The 25,262-nt window shown below is 45.3% G+C and carries 22 protein-coding genes; 11 read left to right on the top strand and 11 right to left on the bottom strand.

What is annotated here, in order from left to right; translation table 11 throughout:
* Window positions 1-41 precede the first annotated feature (41 nt).
* From AB4114_RS12290 to AB4114_RS12280, 3 genes are all read right to left on the bottom strand, one after another.
* Window positions 42-1,352, bottom strand: coding sequence for an ABC transporter substrate-binding protein (locus tag AB4114_RS12290; protein ID WP_441988714.1), 1,311 nt, complete (start codon window positions 1,350-1,352; stop codon window positions 42-44).
* 293 nt (window positions 1,353-1,645) lie between these two features.
* Window positions 1,646-2,224: a PadR family transcriptional regulator gene (locus AB4114_RS12285; protein ID WP_441988713.1), complete on the bottom strand. Its 579-nt coding sequence runs from the start codon at window positions 2,222-2,224 to the stop codon at window positions 1,646-1,648.
* 13 nt (window positions 2,225-2,237) lie between these two features.
* Window positions 2,238-3,764, bottom strand: coding sequence for an MDR family MFS transporter (locus AB4114_RS12280; protein WP_441988712.1), 1,527 nt, complete (start codon window positions 3,762-3,764; stop codon window positions 2,238-2,240).
* Window positions 3,765-4,031: 267 nt separating this feature from the next.
* On the opposite strand from AB4114_RS12280, the gene AB4114_RS12275 reads away from it, so the two are divergent.
* Both AB4114_RS12275 and AB4114_RS12270 read left to right on the top strand, forming a co-directional pair.
* The gene (locus AB4114_RS12275; protein ID WP_056613689.1) at window positions 4,032-4,934 is read left to right on the top strand and encodes a LysR family transcriptional regulator; all 903 of its coding nucleotides are present in this window, start codon (window positions 4,032-4,034) and stop codon (window positions 4,932-4,934) included.
* An 11-nt stretch (window positions 4,935-4,945) separates the two neighbouring features.
* Window positions 4,946-5,752 carry a histidinol-phosphatase gene (locus AB4114_RS12270; RefSeq protein WP_441988711.1) on the top strand — a complete coding sequence of 269 codons (807 nt, stop codon included), beginning with the start codon at window positions 4,946-4,948 and terminating at the stop codon, window positions 5,750-5,752.
* Between the two features lie 60 nt (window positions 5,753-5,812).
* Here the strand turns inward: AB4114_RS12270 and AB4114_RS12265 are convergent, their stop codons facing one another.
* Both AB4114_RS12265 and AB4114_RS12260 read right to left on the bottom strand, forming a co-directional pair.
* On the bottom strand, window positions 5,813-7,948 hold the full coding sequence (locus AB4114_RS12265) for a bifunctional diguanylate cyclase/phosphodiesterase (protein WP_441988710.1): 2,136 nt from the start codon (window positions 7,946-7,948) through the stop codon (window positions 5,813-5,815).
* Entirely contained in the window at window positions 7,948-8,127 is a 180-nt protein-coding gene (locus AB4114_RS12260; protein WP_441988709.1) for a hypothetical protein, read from the bottom strand. Before AB4114_RS12260 ends, AB4114_RS12265 begins: the two co-directional genes overlap by 1 nt.
* 318 nt (window positions 8,128-8,445) lie before the next feature.
* Here AB4114_RS12260 and AB4114_RS12255 point away from each other — a divergent pair, with 318 nt between their 5' ends.
* The 6 genes from AB4114_RS12255 (at window position 8,446) to AB4114_RS12230 (ending at window position 13,392) form a co-directional block, all read left to right on the top strand.
* A complete protein-coding gene (locus AB4114_RS12255; RefSeq protein WP_441988708.1) occupies window positions 8,446-9,528 on the top strand; it encodes a ParB/RepB/Spo0J family partition protein in 1,083 nt (360 codons plus the stop codon).
* Window positions 9,529-9,724: 196 nt separating this feature from the next.
* A complete protein-coding gene (locus tag AB4114_RS12250; protein WP_441988707.1) occupies window positions 9,725-10,402 on the top strand; it encodes a GntR family transcriptional regulator in 678 nt (225 codons plus the stop codon).
* Window positions 10,403-10,432: 30 nt separating this feature from the next.
* On the top strand, window positions 10,433-11,539 hold the full coding sequence (gene uxuA, locus AB4114_RS12245; protein ID WP_441988706.1) for a mannonate dehydratase: 1,107 nt from the start codon (window positions 10,433-10,435) through the stop codon (window positions 11,537-11,539).
* Window positions 11,523-12,377, top strand: a complete 855-nt coding sequence (locus AB4114_RS12240; protein ID WP_441988705.1) for an SDR family oxidoreductase — start codon at window positions 11,523-11,525, stop codon at window positions 12,375-12,377. Before uxuA ends, AB4114_RS12240 begins: the two co-directional genes overlap by 17 nt.
* Before the next feature lie 168 nt (window positions 12,378-12,545).
* Window positions 12,546-13,202, top strand: a complete 657-nt coding sequence (locus AB4114_RS12235) for a transcriptional regulator (RefSeq protein WP_441988704.1) — start codon at window positions 12,546-12,548, stop codon at window positions 13,200-13,202.
* A 37-nt stretch (window positions 13,203-13,239) separates the two neighbouring features.
* Window positions 13,240-13,392, top strand: coding sequence for a hypothetical protein (locus tag AB4114_RS12230; RefSeq protein WP_441988703.1), 153 nt, complete (start codon window positions 13,240-13,242; stop codon window positions 13,390-13,392).
* A 616-nt stretch (window positions 13,393-14,008) separates the two neighbouring features.
* Here AB4114_RS12230 and AB4114_RS12225 read toward each other — a convergent pair.
* From AB4114_RS12225 to AB4114_RS12210, 4 genes are all read right to left on the bottom strand, one after another.
* Window positions 14,009-17,284 carry a response regulator gene (locus tag AB4114_RS12225; RefSeq protein ID WP_441988702.1) on the bottom strand — a complete coding sequence of 1,092 codons (3,276 nt, stop codon included), beginning with the start codon at window positions 17,282-17,284 and terminating at the stop codon, window positions 14,009-14,011.
* 68 nt (window positions 17,285-17,352) lie between these two features.
* The gene (locus AB4114_RS12220; protein ID WP_171631822.1) at window positions 17,353-17,766 is read right to left on the bottom strand and encodes a hypothetical protein; all 414 of its coding nucleotides are present in this window, start codon (window positions 17,764-17,766) and stop codon (window positions 17,353-17,355) included.
* Window positions 17,767-17,902: 136 nt separating this feature from the next.
* Window positions 17,903-18,394 (bottom strand): CYTH domain-containing protein, encoded by a 492-nt coding sequence (locus tag AB4114_RS12215; protein WP_441988701.1) that lies wholly within the window; start codon window positions 18,392-18,394, stop codon window positions 17,903-17,905.
* Window positions 18,395-18,412: 18 nt separating this feature from the next.
* Complete coding sequence (locus AB4114_RS12210; RefSeq protein ID WP_441988700.1) at window positions 18,413-19,225, bottom strand: AraC family transcriptional regulator; 813 nt, start codon at window positions 19,223-19,225, stop codon at window positions 18,413-18,415.
* Between the two features lie 119 nt (window positions 19,226-19,344).
* On the opposite strand from AB4114_RS12210, the gene AB4114_RS12205 reads away from it, so the two are divergent.
* The gene (locus tag AB4114_RS12205; RefSeq protein ID WP_441988699.1) at window positions 19,345-21,051 is read left to right on the top strand and encodes a glycoside hydrolase family 2 protein; all 1,707 of its coding nucleotides are present in this window, start codon (window positions 19,345-19,347) and stop codon (window positions 21,049-21,051) included.
* Between the two features lie 382 nt (window positions 21,052-21,433).
* Here AB4114_RS12205 and AB4114_RS12200 read toward each other — a convergent pair whose 3' ends face one another.
* Window positions 21,434-21,796 carry a group I truncated hemoglobin gene (locus AB4114_RS12200; RefSeq protein WP_441988698.1) on the bottom strand — a complete coding sequence of 121 codons (363 nt, stop codon included), beginning with the start codon at window positions 21,794-21,796 and terminating at the stop codon, window positions 21,434-21,436.
* A gap of 682 nt (window positions 21,797-22,478) precedes the next feature.
* Window positions 22,479-23,243: a hydroxypyruvate isomerase family protein gene (locus tag AB4114_RS12195; protein WP_441988697.1), complete on the bottom strand. Its 765-nt coding sequence runs from the start codon at window positions 23,241-23,243 to the stop codon at window positions 22,479-22,481.
* 71 nt (window positions 23,244-23,314) lie between these two features.
* Between AB4114_RS12195 and corA the strand changes: the two genes are divergently transcribed.
* Window positions 23,315-24,265, top strand: coding sequence for a magnesium/cobalt transporter CorA (gene corA / locus AB4114_RS12190; RefSeq protein ID WP_441988696.1), 951 nt, complete (start codon window positions 23,315-23,317; stop codon window positions 24,263-24,265).
* Window positions 24,262-25,170, top strand: coding sequence for a helix-turn-helix domain-containing protein (locus AB4114_RS12185; protein ID WP_441988695.1), 909 nt, complete (start codon window positions 24,262-24,264; stop codon window positions 25,168-25,170). The genes corA and AB4114_RS12185 overlap by 4 nt, the downstream gene beginning before the upstream one ends.
* The last annotated feature ends 92 nt before the right edge of the window (window positions 25,171-25,262 follow it).

Raw genomic sequence — 25,262 nt, 5'->3', positions numbered from 1 at the left:
GTAAAAGAGAAAGGGGCTGAGCTCAGCCCCTTCGGTTAGGCCTACTTATTTTCACTAATAATCGTATCAACGGTTTTATTCATTTTTTCCAGCATAGCTTTACTTGTTGTCTTATTACCCAGCACTTCAACAATACCGGTCTTCAAATCTGCTTGGAATTTATTCGTCAGCGGGTTCGACCAGTCTGCGCCCGCCGATGCAGGAGTGGAGGCCAACTCATTGGCGAACACTTCAAATAAATCTTTGCCAAAAGAATAGTCAAGCTTGGCATTGTCTTTCCGAGGGCTCATAAATAGCGAATCTGTTGCATATTTGGCATTGGCTTCTTTCGTCGACAAGAATTTGATGAGATCTGCCGTTTCCTTCTCTACTTTGGAACCMTTAAAGCCCATAAGGTACTTACCACCTGGTACAGAGGAACGAGTCGCTTCTTTCGGCATATAAGTGACGCCCCACTCGAATGTGTCGATCGTCTTATAGTTGCCGAGCACCCAGTTGCCTGCCATGTGAGCCGCTACCGTACCGGAGCGGAACAGGTTATTGGGATTGTCACCGCCTAGCCAAACCGAAGTCGGCATGATGCCATCTTTGTGCAATTTGGCAAAGTAATCGACTGCTTTAACAGCATTGTCAGAATTTAATGCAGCTTTCGTACCGTCTGCAGAGAACAGGCTGCCGCCGAATTGATACAACATCGTCGTCCATCTGTGGGTGGAGAAGTCCCAAACGAGACCGTACTTAGCTCCGCCCTTCTCCATGACTTGCTTCAATGCCGCTTCGAATTCAGTCCAAGTCCATACGTTATCTGGCGAGGTCGGAACGGATACTCCGGCTTTCTTAAAGAGAGTCTTATTATAAATTAACCCATTTGCAGTAACGTCAAGAGGTACCGCAATCACTTTATTGTCTTTCGTCACATAATAAGGTTTCAACGTATCCATGAATTGTCCGGTAAACGCTTTCAAATCACCGACATACGGAGTGAGGTCCAAAGCCTGATTAGAGAACGTCGATGTATCGGTCATACGAGCAAGCGCCGGAGGATTGCCGCCAGAGATCATCGTCTTCAGCTTTGTACCAATATCCGCGAAAGCTACCTCTACTAGGTTGACTTTGATATTCGGATTCTTTTCTTCGTACTGCTTGAGCAAGCCTTTCATGACTTCACCTTCATTACCGTCCGAGAACCAGACGAAGTCAAGATTCGCCTGTTTTTTCGAAGCCTCTTTCGTAGCTTCCGCATTCGGCGAGCTTGCTTTTGGCTGCTCTGTCGATTGTCCGCAACCTGTTAACCCGAGTACAATCGATAAACTAAGCGCTGTTGTCCCAAGCCATTTGCTTCTTGCTTTCATCAATATCCCACTCCCCTATTATCTTGTCGGTGTTATGAACCCACAGAATGACTATAACTTGATCAATGCTCAACGTTCAATCCAACAATATCCGTTTTATGTAGAAGAGTGCATTTGTTATATCCAAACCCGCTACTAACKGATTATCATTATTTCGTCTTTCCGCGAGTGTGGAAAAAATGATAGTCGCGACTAAAATATGTAACCTTCTTATTTCAACGTCAGATGAAAAGGTGACAATACGATATAAAAGCCGTAGCCATCCTTGTATCCAAGGGCAGCCGCGGCTTCCATCAATCGATCCGATCCCAATCCACATCGAGCTCCGTATTTCGTTCCTGCAATCTACCGTCTCGGGCATCCTGTTGCAGCTCTTCTAGCCATTTCAACTCAGTGAAAGCACGTTTATAGCTGCCGACCATCATATGCAAGACGACGCGTGGAACGATGTTTAAGTGCTCGTAGTACAAACTTTTCATCTTATTCATGATCATTTTCTGTTCCAAAATTTTATGTTCAAGTATATCTGCAATTTTAGATTGATCACCATGAACGGTAAAAGGCAATGCCACATAGAGTGGATGATAATGTTTGATCTCTTCATGCAATTGATGAGACAACAGTTCTTGAAATTTTTGCTTACCCGCTTCCGTGATTTGATATATGGTTTTCTCGGGCCGATTCGTATCCCGCACGACTTCTAGCGCTTCCACATGACCATCTTTATGAAGTTGATCCATGGCATAATAGAGTGAACCGTCCTGCAGCTTCATATAATTCGCCATGCCTCGTTCTTTCATCGTTTGACGAATCTCATAGGTATGCCGATTGGCTTCCATTAAGAGTCCGAGAATGACCAGCTTCATCGACATTTGTGTTAACCTCCTAGTGTCCTACTGGTACATCTCCTTTAACAGGCGCTTTACCAACTTCTAGTTTAGCATTTCCCATCAATAAAATGAACGCGAGACCTAGTATAGCTAGAACAATCGTAGTTTGGAAAACTACGGCAATCGAATCCGCTAATGCGGTTAGAAGCTTATGCAATACCTCTTTGGGGATATTCGCTCGCACTTCGGGTTGAAGCAACATCCGCGCGTCATGGAATTTCTCAGCCATAGCTGGGTCATTCAACGATTTGGTAATGTTGTCTTTTAAAGCATTGACTTGAATGCTCCCGAATATCGCTACCCCAATGGCARAACCAACAGAACGGAAGAAAGCAACCAAGGATGTTACCGTCCCCCTGCGGCGGAAATCAACTTTATGAAGTGCAGACATCGACGTGATTGGGAAACATGCGCCAATACCTAGTCCGAGAATAATCATGTAGGTTGTGATAACCCATCTCTCAGAATCAATGGAAATGCCACCAAGTAGCGATGTCGCCAACAGAAGAAGAGCGACGGATACAAGAAGCACATTCCGATAGGAGAATTTACCGATGAAGCGACCACCTAATGCACTACTTACAACAACACCTAACATCATAGGAGTTAAAGTCGAACCAGCTGATGTCGCAGAACCTTCGAATACGCCTTGGATAAACAAAGGAATGTATGTCCCTGCCGAAATGAGAACCGCTCCATAAGCAAAGCTTACTCCCATGCTGGAAGTAAATAACCGATTTTTGAACAAATCTAGCGGTACAATGGGCTCTGCAGCGTTTTTCTCGATAAAAATAAACCCTGCTAACAGCACAACGAACCCTGCAAATAAACCAATAATCTGCATCGAACCCCAAGCATACTCTTTCCCGCCAAATTCCAATGCGAACATGAGCGAAACGATAGCTGCCGTTAATACAACTGTACCGCCCCAATCAATCTTAGCCTTACTATGTTCCACGGACTCGTGATAAGAGAAAATAATCATAATCAGAGAAATAATACCTAGAGGTAAATTGATGAAGAAAATCCATTCCCACGTCACATGATCTGTGAAGTAAGCCCCAATAATAGGACCAAGCACACTGGATAAACCGAAAACTGCGCCGAATAAGCCCTGCATTTTACCCCTTTTCTCAGGAGGAAAAATGTCAAAAATAATAGCAAAGGTAATCGGCATCAACGCACCGCCGCCAATACCTTGGATCGCACGGTAGATGATCAGCTGTGTCATCGACGATGCTGTTCCACATAACGCGGATCCGATCATAAAGACGACGATCCCAATAATGAAAAATAATTTACGCCCATACATATCCGAAAGTTTACCGAAGATGGGCATTGCCGCCACATTGGCAATCAGATAGGCCGAGAATACCCAAACAAATTGGCTAAATCCGCCCAGCTTAGATACAATCGTTGGCATCGCAGTCGATACAATCGTCTGATCTAGAGAAGCCAGCAAGAGCCCAAGCATCAAAGCTACAACCGTCACGGTCGGATTTGATTTACGAGATAAAGACATACGTGGAGTCTCCTTAATCGATATGTTTTAAATTACATAAATTATTATATTCAAATTTGAGTATTTTGCAAAGATAATTTTCAGTTATACGCTTCGCTTCTATTCATCAGTAGCTTACGCTCAGAGACCCGCAATTATCCCGCCTTGTTGCCTAGTTAGCACTTCCTATCATATAATAAAGTAAGAAAAGGTTTTTATGTCCTTTACAATTTCGATAAATTTTATTTGTACCTTTGATCTTACATCTAACTTGCAGGAGGTAATCTGATGAATATGAACCAGTTAGAAACCCTGCTCACGATTTCTAAGACGATGAGCTTTCGTAAAGCTGGTGAAATTCTAAACTTGACCCAACCTGCCGTTTCCGCGCAAATAAAAAGTCTTGAGGATGAATTCGGTACGATTCTCATTGATCGTAATCAGCCTGTTACTTTAACAGATAGTGGAAAGCTTTTCTTGGAACATGCGGAAAAAATATTACGGATCACGAGTGACCTGAAACAGCGTCTTTCCGATCTGAGTCAAACCCCTCAAGGTCATATCCATATTGGCACAACGACTTCCATTGCCATGCAGATCTTGCCGAGGGTCCTTTCCTATTTCCAGGATCAATTCCCGCTGATTAAAACGACCATTCATTCCATGACCTCTTCTCAGATCATGACATCCGTGGAAAACGGTCATATCGATATTGGGATCACGTATTTGTTTGAGAAGAATCCAGCTTTAGAGACTTCCGTGCTTTACTATGATAATTTTGAACTCATCGTCTCCACGCATCATCCTCTTAGTCGTTTCACGCATTTATCTATCGAGAAACTTAGAAATATTCCGTTTATTATGCTTTCCCCAGAAACTGCGGGTCGACGTTTCGTCGATCAAATCTTCAAATCCTATGATGTCTCGCCTCATATTGTCATGGAGTTGTCTAGCAGTGAGGAAGTGAAGCGCATGGTCGAGTTAAATCTAGGTGTTGCGATCATTTCCAAAATGTCTGTTGCGGATGAACTGCGACATGGCTCATTGAAGATGGTAAAAGTGAACGAACTGGATATTACTCATCCGGTAGGCGTAGTATATAAGTCAGGAAGATACTTGAATTCTGCCATGCAACAATTTCTTCGCGATCTCAAAGGAATGCCGGAAACGCAATTTATCGGTTCTGAATAGGAGGCCTTTCAGTGAAATTCGACTTACATACGCATCATGAGCGATGCGGACATGCGCAAGATACCATACGTGACTATATTGAAGCAGCCATTGCAGCTGGCCTTCAAGTAATTGGCATCTCCGATCACTCCCCCTACTTTGGAAGCTCGGAAGATCGTGCACAACCTGCCATCGCCATGGCAAAAAGCGAATTTCCCCGCTATATTGAGGAAGTACTTCAACTCAAACAAGCGTATGCAGGTAAAATCAATGTACTCTTAGGTGTGGAATCTGATTATTTCCCAGAGCACGTGGAGATTTATAAGCAAGAATACGCAAAGTATCCGTTCGATTACATCATTGGCTCCGTCCATCTATCCGGAGGTGTGAGTATCTTCAATCGTAACCGATGGAAGAAGTTGAATGACGCTGAGAAAGTTCAGCACAAGGAAGAGTATTATCGTCTGATTGCTGAATCCGCTCAATCCGGAATGTTCCAAATTCTAGGACATATCGATGCGATGAAAGGGTTCTACCCTGCCTTTTCCGATATCGCGACACCAAAGGTCGATGAGACTTTGAAAATCATCGGAGAATCCGGCGTTGCGATTGAAATTAATACGTCAGGCAAAACGAAAGATGTTGGCGGCTGGTACCCCTCGCATGAGATTCTAGAGCGTGCGCTGCATTATGGCGTCGAGGTTACTTTCGGTTCTGACGCCCACGTCCCTAGCCGCGTTGCTGACGATTGGGAAGAAGTTCAGAAAACTTTGAAGGAAATTGGCTTCCAGCATTGGGTCTATTTCGAAAATAAACAGAAGCAAATTGTCGCGCTGTAGCGGACTTTTTCTTATTCCATACTAAAGAGGTGCCCTAGTGAAGGGGCACCTCTTTGGTATTTATATATCATATTTATGAACAGAATTTGCTCCTAAGAATGCCAATTTATCATGGAGTTGATCATTCAGAATCGCTTGCAACTGTGCGGGTTTCATCGGCTTATAGAAATAATAGCCTTGGATGTGATGGCAGCCATTCGCCACCAAGAAGTCCGCCTGTTCTTCCGTCTCTACTCCCTCTGCAATCATTTGCAGCCCAAAAGCTTTCGCTACAGAAATGATCGCTTTGATCATAGCGCGATCCTTGTCATCGGTTTGAACACCACGAACAAAGGACTGGTCCAGTTTAATCTTCGTGACCGGAAACCTTTTCAGATAGCTTAAGGATGAATAATGCGTACCGAAATCATCCACGGAGATAGAGATTCCTAATTGGCGAAGTCTATTCAAAACGCCCATCTGTTCGTCCTGCATCGCTACATTTTCCGTGATTTCCATCTCCAAGTATCGTGCTTCCAGCCCGGTTTCTTCTAGAATCGCAATAACCTTATCCACAAAGCGTTCATCATGCAGTTGTTTGACTGAAATATTAACGGAGATCATCAGCGGTTCATCCGTTTGACGATGCCAAGCTTTCATCTGACTACACGCGCCGCGGAGCACCCATTCACCAATTACATCAATAAGTCCTATTTCCTCCGCTACTGGAATAAAATCGGACGGCGAAATGTAGCCTTTCGTCGTATGATTCCAACGTAAAAGTGCTTCAACGCCTGTAATTGCCCCCTTCATGCAATCCACCTGGGGTTGATATACAATCTCAAGCTCATTTCGATCCAATGATTGACGGAGATGATTCTCCATTTCCAACTTAGAAATGGACAACATCTCCATGTGTTGATTGAAGAAGCTATAGGAGCTGCCACTTTCTTTTTTAGCCATATACATCGCAATATCCGCATTTTTCAGCAGCGCTTCCCACGTTTCACCGCCATATGGATACTGTACAATGCCAATACTCGCATTTATAAAGAAAGAACGATTCGCCAATATACAAGGCGGTTTCAAGACAGCAATAAGTTGTTCGCAGAAAGCTTGAATTTCCTGCTGGCTAGAGCAATTCTCCAATAAAATCGCAAATTCATCTCCACCAAATCTAGCAAAAGTATGGAAAACCAAATGAGATTGCTGGATGCGTTGAACAACCTTTTGCAGCATATAGTCCCCCATATGATGCCCATGTGAATCGTTGACCATTTTAAAATTATCAAGATCAAAGAAAAGGACGACGAGTGAGGTCCCCCTCACCTGATTGTAAGTAATTTGTTCTTTCAACATCATCTGAAAATGAGCACGGTTATGTATGCCTGTCAGTACATCGTGGTAGGCCATATAGGACAACATTTGCTCCGATTCCTGCATCCGCTTCGTAGACTCCTGTAGTTCCTGCTGACCCGCAATCAACTCTTCATTGGCCGCTGTCAAATCTTCATTCGCGATCTGCAGCTCCTGTGTCCTTTCGTTCACAGCTTCACTGAGCCGATCACGTTGTCGAATGATATAGATAATGAAGAATAAGCCTAGAAATAAAACGAGAAGTATGGAAAAGCGGATGATGAGCATTTGAATATTGATCGTTTTTACCGCGCTAACGGGAGGGGTAGCTGCTAGTTCCCATTTCGTATCCTGAAGATCGATCACAGAGATCAATGGGGACTGCAAGAACGTTGTATTTCCCCCATAAAATGCTGTCATGCCTGGACTTCGAATGGCCATCCTCAGCCCTTCATCAGCATCGTCTTCAATCCCTGCTTCAATAAGCAACTTGTCCATGTTAATGGCAACGGAGACGAAGCCCCAGAAAACGCCATCTTGAAAAAGTGCTTTACGAGCTACCAAACCTTGCACACCTTGAAGCAGCATAAAAGGACCGTCGGTCGTCATTTTTTTCGTTTGCAGAGATTGATTGACTTGCGTCTGAACATTCTCTCGAGGATCCTTCAGGAGATCCCAATCCATAATATCCTCATTCCCTTTCAAAGGATAAACGAACTTCATAACCCCATGTGGTGCTATGACAACATTAAAGGCAGACGCTTGTGAACCTGCATATAACGCTTCAATATACGCATGAATCTCTTGATCACTTTTGTCTTTCAAATAGCCGGCGCTGACAAAGGCCTCTAAACTTAGCATCAAATTAAAATTACGATTAATGACAGACTGTAAGGCAACAGCTTGGCAGATAATTGGGCAGCCTCCGTACTTTGCAGTTCATTCAGAAGCGATTTTTTATAGGTAGTGAGCACCGATTCAGTTGAGGTAAACAGAAGGACAAAGATGAGGGATAAGAAGAAGTACTGCATTCTGTTCATAGGTCTTTCCTCCCAAATTTGACTTGAAGCAGGAACATAATTCGACAACTTTCACTATTATTTCATCTCTTCTCCCTTACTGGCAATACATTTATTTGCCTCCGGGCTTGTTTATACATGAGTTATGCACTTCGTGGTAACGCCTGGTCTTTCTGGGACTTAAGTCTCGCCATAAAGACTACTCGTGTAAATAGCACTATGCCATAACGCATGGTCCATAATCCCCCTACCAAATCCTTTCTAGCGAATTGACGTTCCCACACTTCCTTCCTTGATATATAATTAGACTAGATGACCCTGACGAATGGAGACATGAAGATGGACATACATAACATTTCTATGCATCTCATTGATGAGGACACGGACCAGCCCCGCTACCAGTTCGATGAAGAAGCACTGCAAGAATTAATGAAAAGTATTGGGGAAATTGGCTTACTCTCTCCGATCAAAGTGCGTACAACCGCCAACAACCGATATAAGATCATTTATGGCAATCGCAGATATAAAGCTACCAAAATGCTCGGGCTTCCAACCATTTCATGTATCGTGTCCACGGTAACGGATGAGATGGAAATCTATTTGGAGCAGATTGCTGAAAATCTAACACGGGAAGGCTTCTCTCCCATTGAGGAAGCCGAAGCTTTCMATAAGCTCATGCATGATGCGAAATTCAGCTCATCTATTAAATATCTTTCTGGTAAGCTTGGCAAACCTGAAACGTATATCAAAAACAAGTGTGAACTGCTTAAGTTTGGGAATTCCGTAAAGAAGCTCATCGTAGGCGGCACGGAGATTCGCAAAGATAAGCTTACGGAAGATCAATTGCTGCCGTTGAAGGATCTCCCATTGGAGCATCGTGATCCCTTAGCCCTGATCATGGCACGTGATGAAATGCCAGTCAGTGATGTGAAGAAAATTGCCAAGATGTTTAAGGATAAAGACATCTCTGACCGAATCAAGGGGCAGTTGCTCTATAAATCAGGGCCTGAACTAATCGAAACCTGGTCTACCTTCCAGAACAATCGGGCTGAACGAGCGAAGCCGATCGCTGCCAAGGCACCTGCGAAAGCAGAGAAGATCAAAGTTGAGGTTCAAGAAGTTGCCGTACCTGCTGCGCAGGGGATTGATGATAACAACGTGGGGCTGCCAGTAGAAGCTAATCCTGCTATATCGCAAGCTGATGTACCTGTTGCTGCTGGATCGCTGTTACAAGCTAGACTACAGCAATTGCTTCAAACGATTCCCACTCCACCTACTTCTAGCGAGCTGCAGCAGGAACAGATTGGGATGAATGAGCAACAAAGAGAGCAATTCTCCCAAGACGTCTCGACGTTAGTGAAACAATTAGAGAAGCAATTAGAAGCTTGGAGAACGGTACAAAGCTTCGCTGTCTCTCGTTAAAATTAACCTACACCGCATGTGATTCGTGTTACTCCTAGTGAGGAAAGCACGAGCTGCATGCGGTGTTTTTATTTTGTTCAAAACGGTAGGCGGCGTTCCGAATCTACGAAGATTCATTAATCAATTCTCCGCTTCCATACTACCATACAAGTATGGTAGTATAAGTTTTAAGCTTCATTTTGCAAAGGAGATCCCTATGGATTATTTCAAAAAACCACTGATTAGTTCGACACGTGATGCCGTTTACCACACGCTAAAGGCTCAAATTCTGAGTCTTGCCCTGCTTCCAGGTGCAACCATTTCGGAGAAAGAAATGTCGGTAAGCTTCAACGTGAGTCGGACACCTGTTCGGGAAAGCTTCGTCCAATTAGCACAGGAAGGCTTGCTGGATATTTATCCACAACGCGGTACGGTAGTCTCTCGTATTGATCTGGAGCTGGTGGATGAAGCTCGCTTCATTCGCGAACATCTAGAAAGCGCCGTTATTCGCTTGGCCTGTCTCTCTTTTCCGGAAGAGTCCCTACGCTTGCTTCAAATGAATTTAGCCTCGCAGAAAGTGTGTATGGATGAACAAGACTTCAAGAAAATGTTTGAGCTTGATGAGGAGTTTCATCGGACGATCTTCGAAGGCTGCAAGAAAATGAACACCTGGGCAGTCATTGGGCAAATTAATGTGCATTTGAACCGCACCCGTATGCTTCGCTTAGCGACTGATCATCATTGGGATGAGCTCTATGCGCAACATGGGCAGATTGTGGATGCCATCCAAGAGCAGCAGCCAGATAAGGCAGAAAAATTGATACGCGCGCATCTTCAAGTTGGCATTGCTGATCAAGCATTATTAAAAGAGAAGTTCCCTACGTATTTCAAATAGGTTGATTATATTGGAGGCGAATGTTCATCTATGAAAATGGTATTCCGTTGGTTTGGAGAGGGCAACGATACGGTCACTCTTAAGCAAATTAAACAAATTCCCGGTGTTGAAGGTATCGTCTGGGCACTGCATGATGTACCTGCTGGTGAAGAATGGCCGATGGATAAGATTCAGAAAATCAAAGCCGAGGCTGATCGTGTGGGGCTGCATATGCAGGTCGTGGAGAGCGTCAACATCCATGAGGATATTAAATTAGGACTGCCAAGTCGCGATACGTATATCGCTAATTATAAGAAAACGATCGCCACGTTAGCGCAAGTTGGAGTCAAAGTCATTTGCTACAATTTCATGCCTGTGTTCGATTGGGTACGGACAGATTTACATAAGGAGCTAGAAGACGGTTCGACGGCACTATTTTATGAAAGGAGTAAAATTGCCAACCTCGACCTCACTGAGCATGTTGGACGGATTAATGCCAACCCCGATTTCAGTATGCCAGGCTGGGAGCCTGAACGACTCGCTCATTTGACGGAGCTATTCGACGCCTATAAGGAAGTCACCGAAGAGCAGCTCTGGGCGAACCTCAAGTATTTCTTGGATGAAGTTATTCCCGTGGCCGCCGAGCACGGCATTCGCATGGCAATTCACCCGGACGACCCGCCTTGGTCCGTCTTCGGATTACCAAGATTAATGACGAACCAAGCAAATATTCGCCGTTTCTTAGCCTTACATGACAGCCCATATAACGGGCTTACGATGTGCAGTGGCTCACTCGGTGCGAATCCGAGCAATGATATTGTCTCGATCGTGCATGAATTCGCGGATCGGGTTCCTTTTGCCCATCTGCGCAATGTTCGTGTGTTTGAGAATGGTGATTTCATCGAGGCCTCTCATCGTACGCAGGACGGCACGGTGGATATGTCTGGCATTGTACAGGCGCTGCATGCGAACAAATTCGAAGGATTTTGCCGTCCGGATCATGGTCGACATATTTGGGATGAGCGTTGCCGACCTGGATACGGGCTGTACGATCGGGCATTAGGTATTATGTATTTATGGGGACTTTGGGACATGTTGTGTCGCCAAAGCGCTACTTTACAAGAAGGAGCTGTCACTGCAAATGAGCGGATTAACTAATTTTCCATCCCTGCAAGGGAAGGTCGTTGTGATTACAGGAGGCGCTGGCGTTCTGTGCCGCGTTATGGCATTAGAATTAGCTAGACAAGGCGCACACATTGCTATTCTGAATCGTACGCATGAGAAAGGGTTAGCCGTCGTAAACGAAATTCAAGCAGCTGGTGGCGTGGCCGTTGCTGTTGCTTGCGATGTAACTGTAACGGAAAGTGTAGAACAGGCTGCGGCCTCCGTGACGGAACAGTTAGGTACCTGCGATATTCTGATTAATGGCGCGGGTGGTAATCATGCTAGTGCGAATACGACGAATGAGATTTTCAAAATGGAAGACGTGGCGAATCCGGATGTGCAATCCTTCTATGATCTAAGTATCACTGGTTTCCGCAACGTGCTGGATCTTAATTTCGTGGGCACCTTAATTCCTACGCAAGTATTCACTAAGCATATGCATGGCAAAACCGGTGCAACTGTGATCAATATCTCTTCCATGAGTGCACCTTCGCCCATGACGAAAGTTCCTGCCTACAGCGCAGCCAAAGCGGCTATCGATAACTTTACAAAATGGCTAGCTGTTCATTTGGCAGAAAGCGGCATTCGTGTTAATGCCATTGCACCTGGGTTCTTTTTGACGGAGCAGAATGCCAAATTGTTGATGAAAGAGGATGGATCGCTGACGGATCGTTCCCATAAAATCATTGCCCATACCCCGATGCGCCGATTCGGCAAGCCTGAGGATTTACTAGGCACGTTGCTGTGGCTGGCGGATTCCGACATGTCCCGCTTCGTTACAGGTACGACGATTCCAGTGGATGGCGGATTTATGGCTTATTCGGGCGTTTAGATTAATTATACTGGTAAGTGTAGTAATCCGAGCCTTTTTCTTTTATACTCATTCTAATAAGGTAGACGGAGTGAAGCACACGCCGTTTCATTGCATAACGCTCATTATGAGCTATGCTGTGGAACGGTTTTTGTTTGTTTATTTACAATGAATAGGAGGCTGGGATGAATGTCATTTGAGGAAAAATATAACGAATGGATGCAGGCAATGATCGCGCACGCTAAGACTGGGACCGTAAATCATCGAAGGATCGAATTGTTAGAGAAAGGGTTGGGCCACGGAACAATTGAGTTTTTACGTTGCATTTGGTTTCCTGCCATCGGTAATTTCAATCACTTATACCCCGAGTGGGAGGTACGTGATTTCAATAATGGCTACCGCTATCTCGATCTTGCCTATATGCCTGGCGGCGTAAAAGGAGGAATCGAAATACAAGGATTTGGATCACATGCCAGAGATCTTGATGTTAGACGATTTAAAGATTTATGCATGCGACATAGCTTGCTAACCCTTGATGGGTGGACTTTTATGCCAATTGCTTACTTGTCCATCAAAGAAGATCCGAAGCAATGCCAACAACTTATCTTGTCATTCGTCGGAAAGTTCCTTTCAGCCGATGTGTCAGCTGGCTTGGATTGGGCAGAGGCAGAAGTTGTGCGTTATGCACGTCGCTTGCTTCGGCCAATTACGCCTATAGAAATTACTGAACACCTTCGGCTCTCCGACCGCCACGTAAGACGAGTGCTGCATCAACTAGTTGAGAAGCAACTCTTGACTGTCGTCGGAGGACGTCAGCGATACCGTACATTTCAGTTGAAATTGTGACTGTTGGCTGTGGCGCGGCGGGACACGGCGGGACGCGGTGGGGCGGGGCGGGGCGGGACGCGGTGGGGCGGGACGCGGCGGGGCGGGGAGTGGCCCGGCTAACGGACACAGGCGACGCTATTTGGCAGAATTCGATGCTCCTGCTTCGCTAACGGACACAGTGTACGCTATGGGGTGGGAATCGGGCTAGAATCAGGGTTTGGGGGCGAAATAGCGGCTGTAGTGGCCGTTAGCGTAGGATGGGCGCTGGATTGTGCTAAATAACGGCCATGGTGGCCGTTAGTGTGATGAGTAGCTACTCTTGATCGTTCATGCTCGCTCCTCTGATCCTTTGTGCTCTTAGTCCTATGTGCTCGCTCCGCTGATCCTTTGTGCTCTTAGTTCTATGTGCTCGCTCCCCCTCCCCCTGTTCGGTTGAGGCTATGATTGTTGGAGTGGCGCAGCGGGGTGGGGAGTGGCCGGGCTAACGGACATAGGCGACGCTATTTGGCTGAATTCGATGCTCCTGCTTCGCTAACGGACACAGCGTACGCTAGGGAGTGGAAATCGGGCTAAGATCAGGTGTTTTGGATGAAATAGCGGCTGTAGTGGCCGTTAGCGTAGGATGGGTGCTGGATTTGGCTAAATAACGGCCGTGGTGGCCGTTAGCAAGGATGGCCGCTAGATTCAGCTAAATAACGGCCGTGGTGGCCGTTAGCGTGATGGGCTGGCGGGCTACACATGTGKGAAACGGCTAACGGGCACAGCGTACGCTATAGAGTGGAAATCCGTCTAGGATCACGATGAGTCTACTCCATCATCAACGCTTACGCTTCATCCGGAATACAAACGATAATCCGCTCAATTTCCGCTGCAATCTCGGCGATCTGGTCCTCATAATTCTCATTCAGGAGAATTGTTGTTTGGAGCTTCACAGCTCCCGCATGCAGCGCTTCTGCCGATAGGCTGCCTGCTACACCGATTAGCGTATGCGCAGCTCGTTTGGCAGCGACCCAATCCCCTTCACGGTGATTGATCCGGAGCAGATCTGCGAAGTCACTATAATTCTTCTTGAACAGTTGCAGCATGACGAGAAGAATACTCTCTTTCCCCTCCACTCGGGCCAAAGCTCCCTTCCAGTCTATCGAGGGGATACCTTGATAATAAGGTGTCTCTTCTCCATCAACCGGTTGAGGATCATTGAAGCTTCGCTCCCGTTCCTTCCTCTTCTCGGGTTCCAGCCATTTGTGAATCACTCGAAACAGCAACTTCACATCCAGCGGTTTGCTTATCACATCGTTCATACCCATTCGGACGTATGCTTCTTGATCTTGTTTAACGACATTAGCCGTAAGCCCGATGATCGGTATTTCACGAAATCTAGGGTTCAGTCGTAGAAGTCTTGTAGCCTCGACACCATCCATAACTGGAATGTGGATATCCATGAGGACCAAGGCAAATTCGCCTTTTTCCAACTTGTCGAGCGCTTCTCGACCATTTGTCGCTAACGTGACTCTGTAGCCCCGCTCCTCAAGCAGCTCCATAGCCACTTGTTGATTAATTTCATTGTCCTCAACGAGTAGAATGTGCCMCCATTCTTCCACTTTAGCAGAAGGATTCAAAACCGATCCATGCTCCACGACCCGCGACTCATGCTTAGGATGGAACAAGTATTCCAACGTCTGATACAGCTCTAGTCGACTAATCGGTTTAACAAGTACCGCATCAGGCCTTATCTCCTCAGGGAGTGTAAGCAGCTCTTCCTTCCCCATTGAGGATGTCAGACAAATTAAGCGCGTTCGATCTCTTTGAATCAAAGCGAGAAGAGCATCCCATGTTTCTAGGCCATACATATCATCGCTTTCCATATCCAGGAGGAGACAATGGAAGTCATCTGCCCCGTTTTTTTTCCCGCCTAGCCGTTTGAACAACGAATCCCAAGAAGGAACCGTCGTTGCGATGAGTGCAAACGATTCTAAGGTATCCTGTAAGCTGTTTCTCATAAGGGGATGATCTTCAACAACCAACACATGATAAGGATCATTTCCCTCTCCAATATCCCACTCATCAGGATCGTCTTGCTCAATGATTTGAAAAGGTAAGGCAAAAGTGAAACGGCTCCCGCTTCCCATTATACTTTCTGCTTGGAGCACACCGCCCATTAACGTGATCAAATGTTGGCTGATCGGCAGTCCCAGACCAGTTCCTCCATACTCACGGCTCGTTGATCCATCCGCTTGAGAAAAAGGCTCGAAAATGTAAGAAAGCCGATCAGCCGAAATGCCAATCCCCGAGTCTTCGACGCTAAATCGCAGCATCATTTCCTCACTGGATGTCTGTGGGCCTAGCTCAATGTGAAGCCTCACATAACCTGCACGCGTAAATTTAATGGCATTGCTGCAGAGGTTCAGTAAAACTTGCTTCAACCGAAGCGGATCTCCGAGAAGTCGCCTAGGCAGCTCAGCAGGTGTACTAAAAATAATCTCTATGGGCTGGCTCTTCGATAGTACACTGCAAATACTGGAAAGTTCCTTCAACAGCTCGTCCAGATTAAAGCTCGTTCGTTCCACCTCTAATTTACCTGCTTCAACCTTTGAAAAATCCAACACATCATTAATAATACCTAACAACGTATGCGAAGAAGAGGTAATATTCGTTAAGTAATCCTTCTGGTGCTCGGAGAGCGGTGTCTTCCCTAACAGTTGAGACAGCCCGATAATCCCATTCAAAGGCGTTCGAATTTCATGACTCATTTTGGCAATAAAATGACTCTTCGCTTGATTGGCTTGATCAGCTGCATGACGCATAGAAGCTTCGGTAAAATCGTGAATCGTACCCACAATCCCTTTCACTTCACCAGAGGCATGATGATAAGCTGAAAGTGTTACCCGATAGTCTCTTCTTGGCCCCTCCGACGACGGAATCGCGATTTCGAATCTCACATTATCACCACTCCTTAGCACTTCTTGAAAGTGCTGCTCCCAAAGCTCCTGCTCGGATACGGGTAAAAAAGCAGTCATTGTAAGACCCAGCATGTCCTCAGCTCTGGTTTGTGATAGGTGACATGCCGCTTGATTCACTGACGTAATTTCGCCTTCTGTTGTGAAACCCAGAATGCCCTCCTGCGAGTTCTCTACGAGAATCCGATTCCGCTCTTCACTTTCCTGAATCCGACGTTCTGCCAGACTCTTCTCCGTAACATCCGTCGCCGAACCTATGACTTCAACCACTTCGGTGCCATCAAAAACAGGCTGTAACGTCGTGAAAATGATTTTTCCACGTACATCCATTTCATAGGCGACTTGATTCCCTCGGTAGGCTTCTTCATATTTGGATTGCAAAAATTGCGCAATGTCTTCCGAATACGATGGAATCGCATGCACATTCTTGTAGAAAAAGTCATCCGGTTTAATGCCGAGCTGATGCAATAATTGACCATCAATGATCGTATACACCATGGAATTCTGTATTTTTTTGAGCTTAAACATAAGCCCTGGTTGAAAACGCAAAATATCAGAAAGCTCTTGCTGTACCTGTCGTACTTGCCTTTTAAGCTCCTCGGAGCGCAAGAAATAGCGAATAAGTCCTGCAACGAACATGCCGGCCCCTAAATGCAAAAGTAAATTCGGAATGACAAGCTCCATAGCAGGAACTTTATAAATAAGGACCATATCAACAAATAACACAATGACAGGACATAATACGAGCAGCATCCATTTCTTCCAATAGTCGCGGATGTAAGAATGAATAAGTAAACCACCCGCATAAATAATAAATCCTATCAGCGATACACGAAACAAAACTGCTGGATCGATCATCGTCCGGCCAATAATGATGACTACCGTCGTTATAAAACCAGAAACACCGCCACCGATGAAAGTAGCCATCAGAATTGCAACCGCTTTCAAATCTAGAATGTGCCGTTCACTCACATGGACTCCAGTATAAGCAAGCATAACTCCGAATAGTCCGTGTGTTATGCCTGCCCAAATCTGAAATTTCCATCGGGCTGCCTTTTGTAATTTGGGGGAGTAAAAAATTTGAAGCGATATAAAAACAAATACGGCAACAAGCGAGAAATTGTTTAATAAGTCTCTCAACATCGTACTCACCCCATCGGATTGCAATCTCGTCCATCTACATCTATTATAGATGTCGAATTGTGTAAGGTCTACACGGTTTCATAATCGACTTGTTTAATCGCAGAGAAGACTAAATCAATCATCTCGGCACGTGCTTGGTGAATAAAGCCTAATGACGTTTGCTGTAAATTTTCAATGGAAACACATGATGTCAACATAATTTTACTTGAGAACACATACATGGACAGTTCGTAAGCAGAAGCAACATTTTTGATAACCTCGCTAATGTTCGTTCTTTTATAAGACTCAGGAAGCTCCATGGCATACATCAAATAAAGCGGTTCCTGTCTCGTTTGTGTCATTTGGAACATTTCTTTATACAAGGAACTCACATGTGAACGCCAAAGAAAACCAAATTTATAATGCGAATCTTCCTCCCACACTTTCTCAAACTGGGCTGTTAACTCGACAAACTGTTGACGGTAATAGTGGATTAAATTCATGAATAGCCCCTCGCAATCCCTTTAGAAGTTCTTACAATACTTAGATGATACCTAGTAAATGTTGTAAAACTTCTATCTAGACTTTTAGGGAAGCATGTTTTTTACTCATACTTCGCTAATGAATCTGGGAGAGGAATTAGCGTTTCTGTAAAGCAACCCACATCGACTTATTACGGAACTCTTCCTCTGAACCAAGTTCTCTTCCGAACCAGCTCGGCGGTACAAACTGCTGCGCAGTCTGCAAATCAGGAAACTCCACTTCAACGACAAGCAGGTCAATTTGTTTATACTCATCGATTTCATAAGTAACCCCATCTGCTTCGAGGGTCGTACGAATCTTCTCTAATGGAATTAATCCTGTGCGCTCAAGCAGCTGTTTGTAGATAGGCTCCGTGATGCTGTATTCGACTTCTTCTCGAACCATCCCATGTCCCGACTTGAACGTATGCGTAAAGTGTGCTTCTCCTGAACTATCCACTAGCTGGCGTACGCGAATTTCCTGATCGTCCGAGAAAGCCAAATACGTCTGATAAATATATTGTTTAGACACTTGCGTCAACTCATTATTTGCTAGTTCAGCCGCAGGAAATGCGGGCAATAAATACTTTCTTTCAATTTCGGCACCCATAAGTCGGTTAGCCCCTCTCTATTTGTTCATTGTTCGAAAACGAACCGGTGAAATCTCGTTCCATACTCGAAACATTTTACCAAAATGAAACTCATCTGCAAATCCACAAGCATCCGCGATCGCCTTCATGGGCTCATCTGTCAGTAAAAGCATCGTCTTCGCCTGCTCATTCCGAATCTGATTTAAATACGCTTTGGGCGAGATGCCCACATACTTCATAAACATTTTGCGTAATTGCGACACGGAGATATGGTAGGCTTTCGCCAGTTCTTCCAACCGAATAGGCTGATGATAACAGGTTTCCAACCACAGCTTCGCTTGCTGAAAGGCTTTCATGTAGGGATCGCTAGACGTATCCGTATCCTTCATAAATTGGATTAATCGTGATAATACATATTGGAATTCCGCTTGGCGTTCATGCGGGTCGGTTCCCCTCATTGACCACAAGCGAGTAAACTGCGCTTCCAGCCAATCTGACTGCTCTAACGTGTACGGTTTATAAAAGGGAATTCGCAGTTCCTCCACAGGAACTGGCTTCAGCCAATTGAGATGCTCATATGGGATATCAAACGCATCAAAAAGGAGCATCCTAATACATAACGGATTGTCTGTAGACGAAGTCATGTTCAGTTTAAACCCAGGCTTCAAATAAAACAAACTCCCGGCTTGTACATGCAGCGGAACTTCATTCATCTCATGGTGAAATTCCCCTTCACCACTCCGAATCCAATACAGTGAGTGCACATCTGTTGTATTTCGAATATCTTTCCAACCAGGATCGGGTGGCTTCTCATACGAAAGCCGATGATGATAAATACGGTGGTTATTCAATGGTTTTGTTCACCAACCCTGTAGCGATTTTGACAAATAGAGATGAGGTTTATCCATTCAAATGGACTCTTCTTCTATGATACGCTTTACGAAACATACATGAAAGGGGCTTAATGCTCGTGATACGTACTTTTCAGCAGCATAACTTACGACCTACTCGAATTTTGGACGGATTATGGGATTTCATCACGGATCCTGACAATAAAGGTGTTTCTGAGGGGTGGGCGTCAACCTTCCCTGCCGGGTCAAAAAAGTCCGTCGTCCCTTCTTGTTGGAATAACGAATTAGGTATTTACGATTATATTGGTGCCGCTTGGTATCGCACCTATTTTGATACGCTGCAAGACGCGAATATTCGACTGGTGTTTGAAGGCATTCTTCACCATGCTGATGTGTACGTGGATGGCCAGCATATTGGCTACCATTTTGGCGGGTTTACACAGTTCTCTATGATTCTCCCCCACCTAAGTGCAGGCAAGCATGAACTCGTGATTCGCGTTGATAATACGGTTGATTGGCAGACTTTACCGACAGATATTGCCGATTGGCACTCCTACGGGGGCATCATTCGTTCTGTTGAACTTCAGGAGCTGCCAGATGTCTACATCGACTCCATGAAAATTGATTATCAATTGAAGGACGATACAGCGGATGTTCAGCTGCAAATTCAAGTCAGTTCGTTAAGCCAAGAAGACTGTCAGATTGAGGTAAGTGCTCGTACGGAAGGACTTTCCCTCTCGGCTGATCATGTCGTGGTTGCTGCGGGTCAAACGACTAGCCTCACCCTAAGTGGCAGTCTGGCAAATATTAAGCGTTGGGATGTCGGCCAACCTGCGCTCTATACCTTCACTGTCCAAGCTGGTAAAGATGATCTTATCGATCGGACTGGCTTCCGTACGGTTGAAGTTCAGGGCAGTGATATCCTGCTGAATGGTAAAAAGCTGTACCTCCAAGGCGTAAATCGCCATGAGGAGCATCCGGAATGGGGATTTGCATTCCCGCCGAAGCTGATGCTGAAAGATTTGGACATTTTGACCGATATGGGCTGCAATATCGTTCGGGGCTCCCATTATCCGCAAAGCCAGTTCTGGATCGATCTGCTGGATGAGCACGGGATGCTCCTCTGGAGTGAGATTCCGATGTGGGGCTGTTTCATGAGTGTGGAAACGTTGGCAAGTCCGATCTTCAGAGAGCGCGGCGTTCATATGCTGGGCGAAATGATTAGCCGCGACTACCATCATCCGTCCATCATTTTCTGGGGAGCGCACAACGAAATCGATACGCGTACCCAAGAAGCACTAGAGCTTACGAAAGCTTTCGTGAGCAAAATCCGCAGCATGGACTCTAGCAGGCTCGTCACTTATGCCACTATGCAACCTGTGGAAGATATCGTGCTCTCCTACTTTGATGTCATCGGGATTAACAAATATTACGGCTGGTATGAAGGCAGCGTGGATGGATTTAGTACTATGCTGGAGGACTACTTCATCAATGCGGAGAAGCAAGGCGCTGCTGGCAAGCCTGTGATCATGAGCGAGTTCGGCGCGGCGGGGATTTTTGGCGATGCTGGCTGGGAGCCACGCCTGTTCAGTGAAGACTACCAAGCGGATGTCGTCACACGTGCTTTGAAAATCTTCCGCGACGACCCTCGCATCGTCGGGACGCTCATTTGGCACTTCGCCGACATTCGTGTCGATGTGCGGAGTGACCGACCTTACTTCCGCGATCGCGCGCGGAGCTTCAATAATAAAGGATTGCTTAGTGAGTATCGCAAGCCGAAATTGGCCTATCGCTTAGTGAAGGAGATTTATCGCTCGGAACGGTAAGGCGGTAAAGGGAAAGGAAAGGGACTCAGCCTTGGTGGCTGGGTCCCTTTATTTGCGTATATAATGACCTCGTGTACGCCACTCCTACGGTCAAAGATGCAAATATACACTTATTTTCGGGGAAAACAGCTCAACAGGAGGAATACGTGCAAAAAGGCAACCTTTTGGGCCGAAAGAGGACAATAGTAGGAATGCCCGCAAAAATAGTTGCACTTTCGCACGTATTTCATCTAAAGAGGTTAATTCGAAGAAAAAGGATGCCTTTCTGCATCTTCCACTGCTGTATTCACCAAACGGACTTCCTCCAAGTCCATTAACTCGCAAAAAAAGGATCCCCMGCCACATAGATAGCCATTGGGAATCCCTCCTTTTTAACAAACACTCATTTATGTAGAATATCGTCCTTCAATGTAGACACCTTCGCCAACACTTGATTGATCTCGTCTGCTCCCACCTTAAAATGAGCAAGCGCATCATGAAGATGAGTCGCAATCGCTTTGAAATGCTCTTCTTGCAGATTCATCCCTGCATGCGCCTTGGCCATAGATGCCCCGGTATATTGATTCGGCCCCCCTAACGCAAAACTAAAAAATTTCGCCTGATGCTTACGCTGCTTCTCCATATCCGTATTGTTAAAAAAGTGATTGACGGTTTCATCCGCCAAAACCAGCTCATAGAAGTAGTCCACCACTGCCGTGATCGCCCCTTCTCCGCCAAGCTTATCGTATAACGTTATTTCACTCACTATGAATCCTCCTTCAGGACTACACCTATCTATTTGGTTATATTATCCAAGAATATAGGGAATTATCTATGGTTTCTATTTCCGCCCTTGTCCAGCACACAGTTAATCTAGCATGCATTCTATATAGGGTTACAGATGCTAACTAGAAACGAGGTGATTGGAATGGCTTGTGTAAAAGTTAAAGCTGTTCATCAACCTGACTTAGTTTTGATCAGTTGGTCTAGAAACCCTCTTGTTGCAGGTTCCCCGCGGAGAATTACTTCGGTTCGTGTCATTGGTAGTTCGCAACCCTGCCGGGCAACATTGGTAAGAAATGGCTTGCTTAGTACGGCATTAGGTTGCTTATTGGACGATTTCAAAATCGTCTATCAAAAAAGAACCACTAGCATAAGTGGGTATTTGTTGCTGCAACGTTTTCGCATTCAATCATAGGTAATGAAGGAGCAGCTTAGGCTGCCGTCATCTTGTACCGTATCTGGCATCAGTAATCACAAAACGTCCAATTTCTTGAGAATAAAAAAAAGGGACCTAGCCAACGGGGCCAGGTCCAAAGTTTATATTAAAAAAGGGGGTCTTGTTTATTATAATACCCTTTCTATGTTAGAGGACTGTAACAGGAATGTTCCAATTGTGTTACAAATTTTTCTCGTTTCCAACCTGAAAGCCGCGCGCCCTATAATTCTCACTTCAGCAGCTTTCGAAGCCCTACCTGCGGTTCCTCCAATGGGAAATATTCCAGCCCCATATGCCCATCAAAACCGGTATCATCAATGGCTTTGAAAATCTGTTCATAATTAAGCTCACCATTGTCCAGTTCATGTCTACCAGGGTTGCCAGCCGCATGGAAATGGCCGATCAATCCGATATTCTCTCGAATGTTAGCGATCACATTGCCTTCCGTGATTTGTTGATGGTAGATATCAAACAAGATCTTCACATAAGGGCTGCCTACTTCGTTGATGATATGGAAAGCTTCTTCCGATGAAGCTAAGAAATACCCTTGATGATTAACACGCGTATTCAGCGGTTCAATCATCAGTGTTACGCCCTCTTTTTCCAAAATAGGCACACACGCCCGCAGCCCCTCAATTAGCGATTGCGTCTGAGCTTCTCGCGACACGCCTTCGAGTGCTTGTCCTACTTGCGAAATGAGCTTGGTGCAATTCAAGCGCTTCGCGACGGCGATCGATTCGACGAGCCCTTCGAGATAGACACTACGCTGAGTTGGATCAACCAAACTCGTGAACTTCGTGCAAAATGTCGAAATCGAAACTCCCGCTTCCGTCACAGCGGCCGCGACAACGTCAATATCCTTTTGCCACCAAGACCAGAACTCAATTGTATCGTAACCGATCTCCTTCAGTTCATTCACACTTTCCCGAAAATCACGCCCTTTATAGAGCGCATCCATACAAACGGAGAGCTTCATCCCAATCCCTCTTTCCATTCTAATCTTTCTCCATTGTATGGTAAAATGAAGCAAATGCCTACGATAAAATGATTTGCTAGGAGTCCTATATGATAAGAACGCTTGCCGTCACAACCGATTATGCTGTGATCCACGATCTCCCTCTTGAGGAATTATCCTCCCCCACAATTCGGTGGTACTGGGTTGATTTCTATAATCCAGATGACAAAGAAGCCTTAAATTTGAAGGATCATTTCCACTTTCATCCCCTCACCATCGAGGACTGTTTTCATTTCATGCAACGACCGAAAGTAGATCACTATCAAGACGTTCATTTCTTCGTCATGCACGCCATCGATCCGAAGACACTGGATGCGGAAGAAGTGGATCTGTATCTCGGCAGCAACTATATTGTCACCTTCCATTTGCATGAATCCAGAGAAATAGAAGATGCTTGGGCCCGGGTGTCCCAGCAAGAAAATCTGCGAAATCAGGGGCAAATCCATGCAGCGTATTTAATTCTAGATAATCTTGTCGATCAATATTTCCCTAGTGTCTATCAAATTGAAGATCTGCTCGATGATATGGAGAATAAAATGAATGCTGAAGCAATCGATGCGTTGATGAACCAGGTTTTTGAAATTCGTTCCCAGCTGTTGAAATTACGTCGTACCATCGTCCCAATGCGTGACCTGCTGTATCGCATTATCAGTACAGATCGCATTGAACAGGTGCGTGAGCATCTCGTTTTTTTCACGGATATTCACGATCATCTACTCAAGCTCTCTGAAATGGTGGACTCCAACCGTGAGATTACAGCGGATATTCGGGATAGCTATATCTCGCTCAACTCGAATCGAATGAATACGATTATGAAAACATTGACGGTCATTACGACGATTTTCATGCCACTAACGTTTATCGCTGGGTTGTATGGGATGAATTTTGCTTACATGCCTGAACTAGAATGGCATTGGGGGTATTTCGCCATACTCGCCATCATGGTTGGCATTGGCATCGGTATGTTTGCGTGGTTCCAGAAGAAGGGCTGGTTTAAATGAGGATGGGAAATGAACCGGTTAACTTCGCTATCGATGATTATACGAATCATTTTCTGGCTACTTATCCCATATACTGTGAATTTCGGACGATTCCGCTTGATCAGGAGCACCAGTTACTGCATTCGCATAACGGATATGAGATCTATCTGGTTTTACAAGGTACAGGCACTTATATCGTTGGTGATCGTTTGTATCCGCTTCATGCAGGCAGCCTTACGATCATTCATCCGAATGTCATTCATCGGCCATTCCACGGACATAGCAAAGAATTTCATCGTTATGTCTTTTCCATAGATGAATCCTATTTAGATCAACTGCACACCATTTGTAAACTGTCTGATCTCTCCATTCCTCGATTACTTGCCGAGCGCCATCCGGATTCTAGTCATTTTTTCCTAAGCGCCCCGCAGTTAGATCGTGTCCAGACCCTACTTGCTGAACTGGCACAGGCACTAGTTAGGCAGGAGATGGGCTATGAGCTAGCTGTGCTGCGATGCATCGCCGACTTTTTCCTTTTTTCTTTTGGATTACAAAATGAGTACACGACAACGCTAACTACAGGTGACCAGTATCTCGCCCGTGATGTGCTTTCCTATTTGATTGCACATTATCAGGAGCCCTTACACATTGAAGATCTTGTGACACATTTCCCGGTCTCACGTTCGCAACTCTTTACGTTGTTTAAAGAGACAACCGGAACGACGATTAAACAGTTCCTGATTGAATATCGGCTGAATAAAGCGAAGCGATTGTTGATGGAGACCGATTTAGCTATCTCGGAAGTCTCAGCTGCCGTCGGGTTTGGCGACATGTCGCATTTCTTCCACGTGTTCAAAAAGGAAACCGGCTTGACGCCGAAGCAGTACAGGGGTGAGGCTTTTAAACGAAACATTAAATCTAACTAGTACCAAACGCTTGCTGCCAGTTATGACCACCTCTGCTGCCAAATAACTGGATTTTATGCAGCTAAATTGGCCCGATTCCGCTCGAATTAGGA

Origin of the sequence: Paenibacillus sp. 2RAB27 (assembly GCF_052115445.1) — a bacterium.
Classification (GTDB): domain Bacteria; phylum Bacillota; class Bacilli; order Paenibacillales; family NBRC-103111; genus Paenibacillus_E.
Note: the sequence above shows the minus strand (reverse complement) of the source record. Positions and strands in the feature narration are given on the sequence as shown.

Coding starts and splice junctions, on each gene's coding strand:
- AB4114_RS12185 (WP_441988695.1), top strand. CDS start 24,262: ATGAGGATGGGAAATGAACCGGTTAACTTCGCTATCGATGATTATACG.
- corA (WP_441988696.1), top strand. CDS start 23,315: ATGATAAGAACGCTTGCCGTCACAACCGATTATGCTGTGATCCACGAT.
- AB4114_RS12220 (WP_171631822.1), bottom strand. CDS start 17,766: ATGAATTTAATCCACTATTACCGTCAACAGTTTGTCGAGTTAACAGCC.
- AB4114_RS12260 (WP_441988709.1), bottom strand. CDS start 8,127: ATGAACAGAATGCAGTACTTCTTCTTATCCCTCATCTTTGTCCTTCTG.
- AB4114_RS12250 (WP_441988707.1), top strand. CDS start 9,725: ATGGATTATTTCAAAAAACCACTGATTAGTTCGACACGTGATGCCGTT.
- AB4114_RS12235 (WP_441988704.1), top strand. CDS start 12,546: ATGTCATTTGAGGAAAAATATAACGAATGGATGCAGGCAATGATCGCG.
- AB4114_RS12240 (WP_441988705.1), top strand. CDS start 11,523: ATGAGCGGATTAACTAATTTTCCATCCCTGCAAGGGAAGGTCGTTGTG.
- AB4114_RS12275 (WP_056613689.1), top strand. CDS start 4,032: ATGAATATGAACCAGTTAGAAACCCTGCTCACGATTTCTAAGACGATG.
- uxuA (WP_441988706.1), top strand. CDS start 10,433: ATGAAAATGGTATTCCGTTGGTTTGGAGAGGGCAACGATACGGTCACT.
- AB4114_RS12195 (WP_441988697.1), bottom strand. CDS start 23,243: ATGGAAAGAGGGATTGGGATGAAGCTCTCCGTTTGTATGGATGCGCTC.
- AB4114_RS12215 (WP_441988701.1), bottom strand. CDS start 18,394: ATGGGTGCCGAAATTGAAAGAAAGTATTTATTGCCCGCATTTCCTGCG.
- AB4114_RS12285 (WP_441988713.1), bottom strand. CDS start 2,224: ATGTCGATGAAGCTGGTCATTCTCGGACTCTTAATGGAAGCCAATCGG.
- AB4114_RS12265 (WP_441988710.1), bottom strand. CDS start 7,948: ATGCTAAGTTTAGAGGCCTTTGTCAGCGCCGGCTATTTGAAAGACAAA.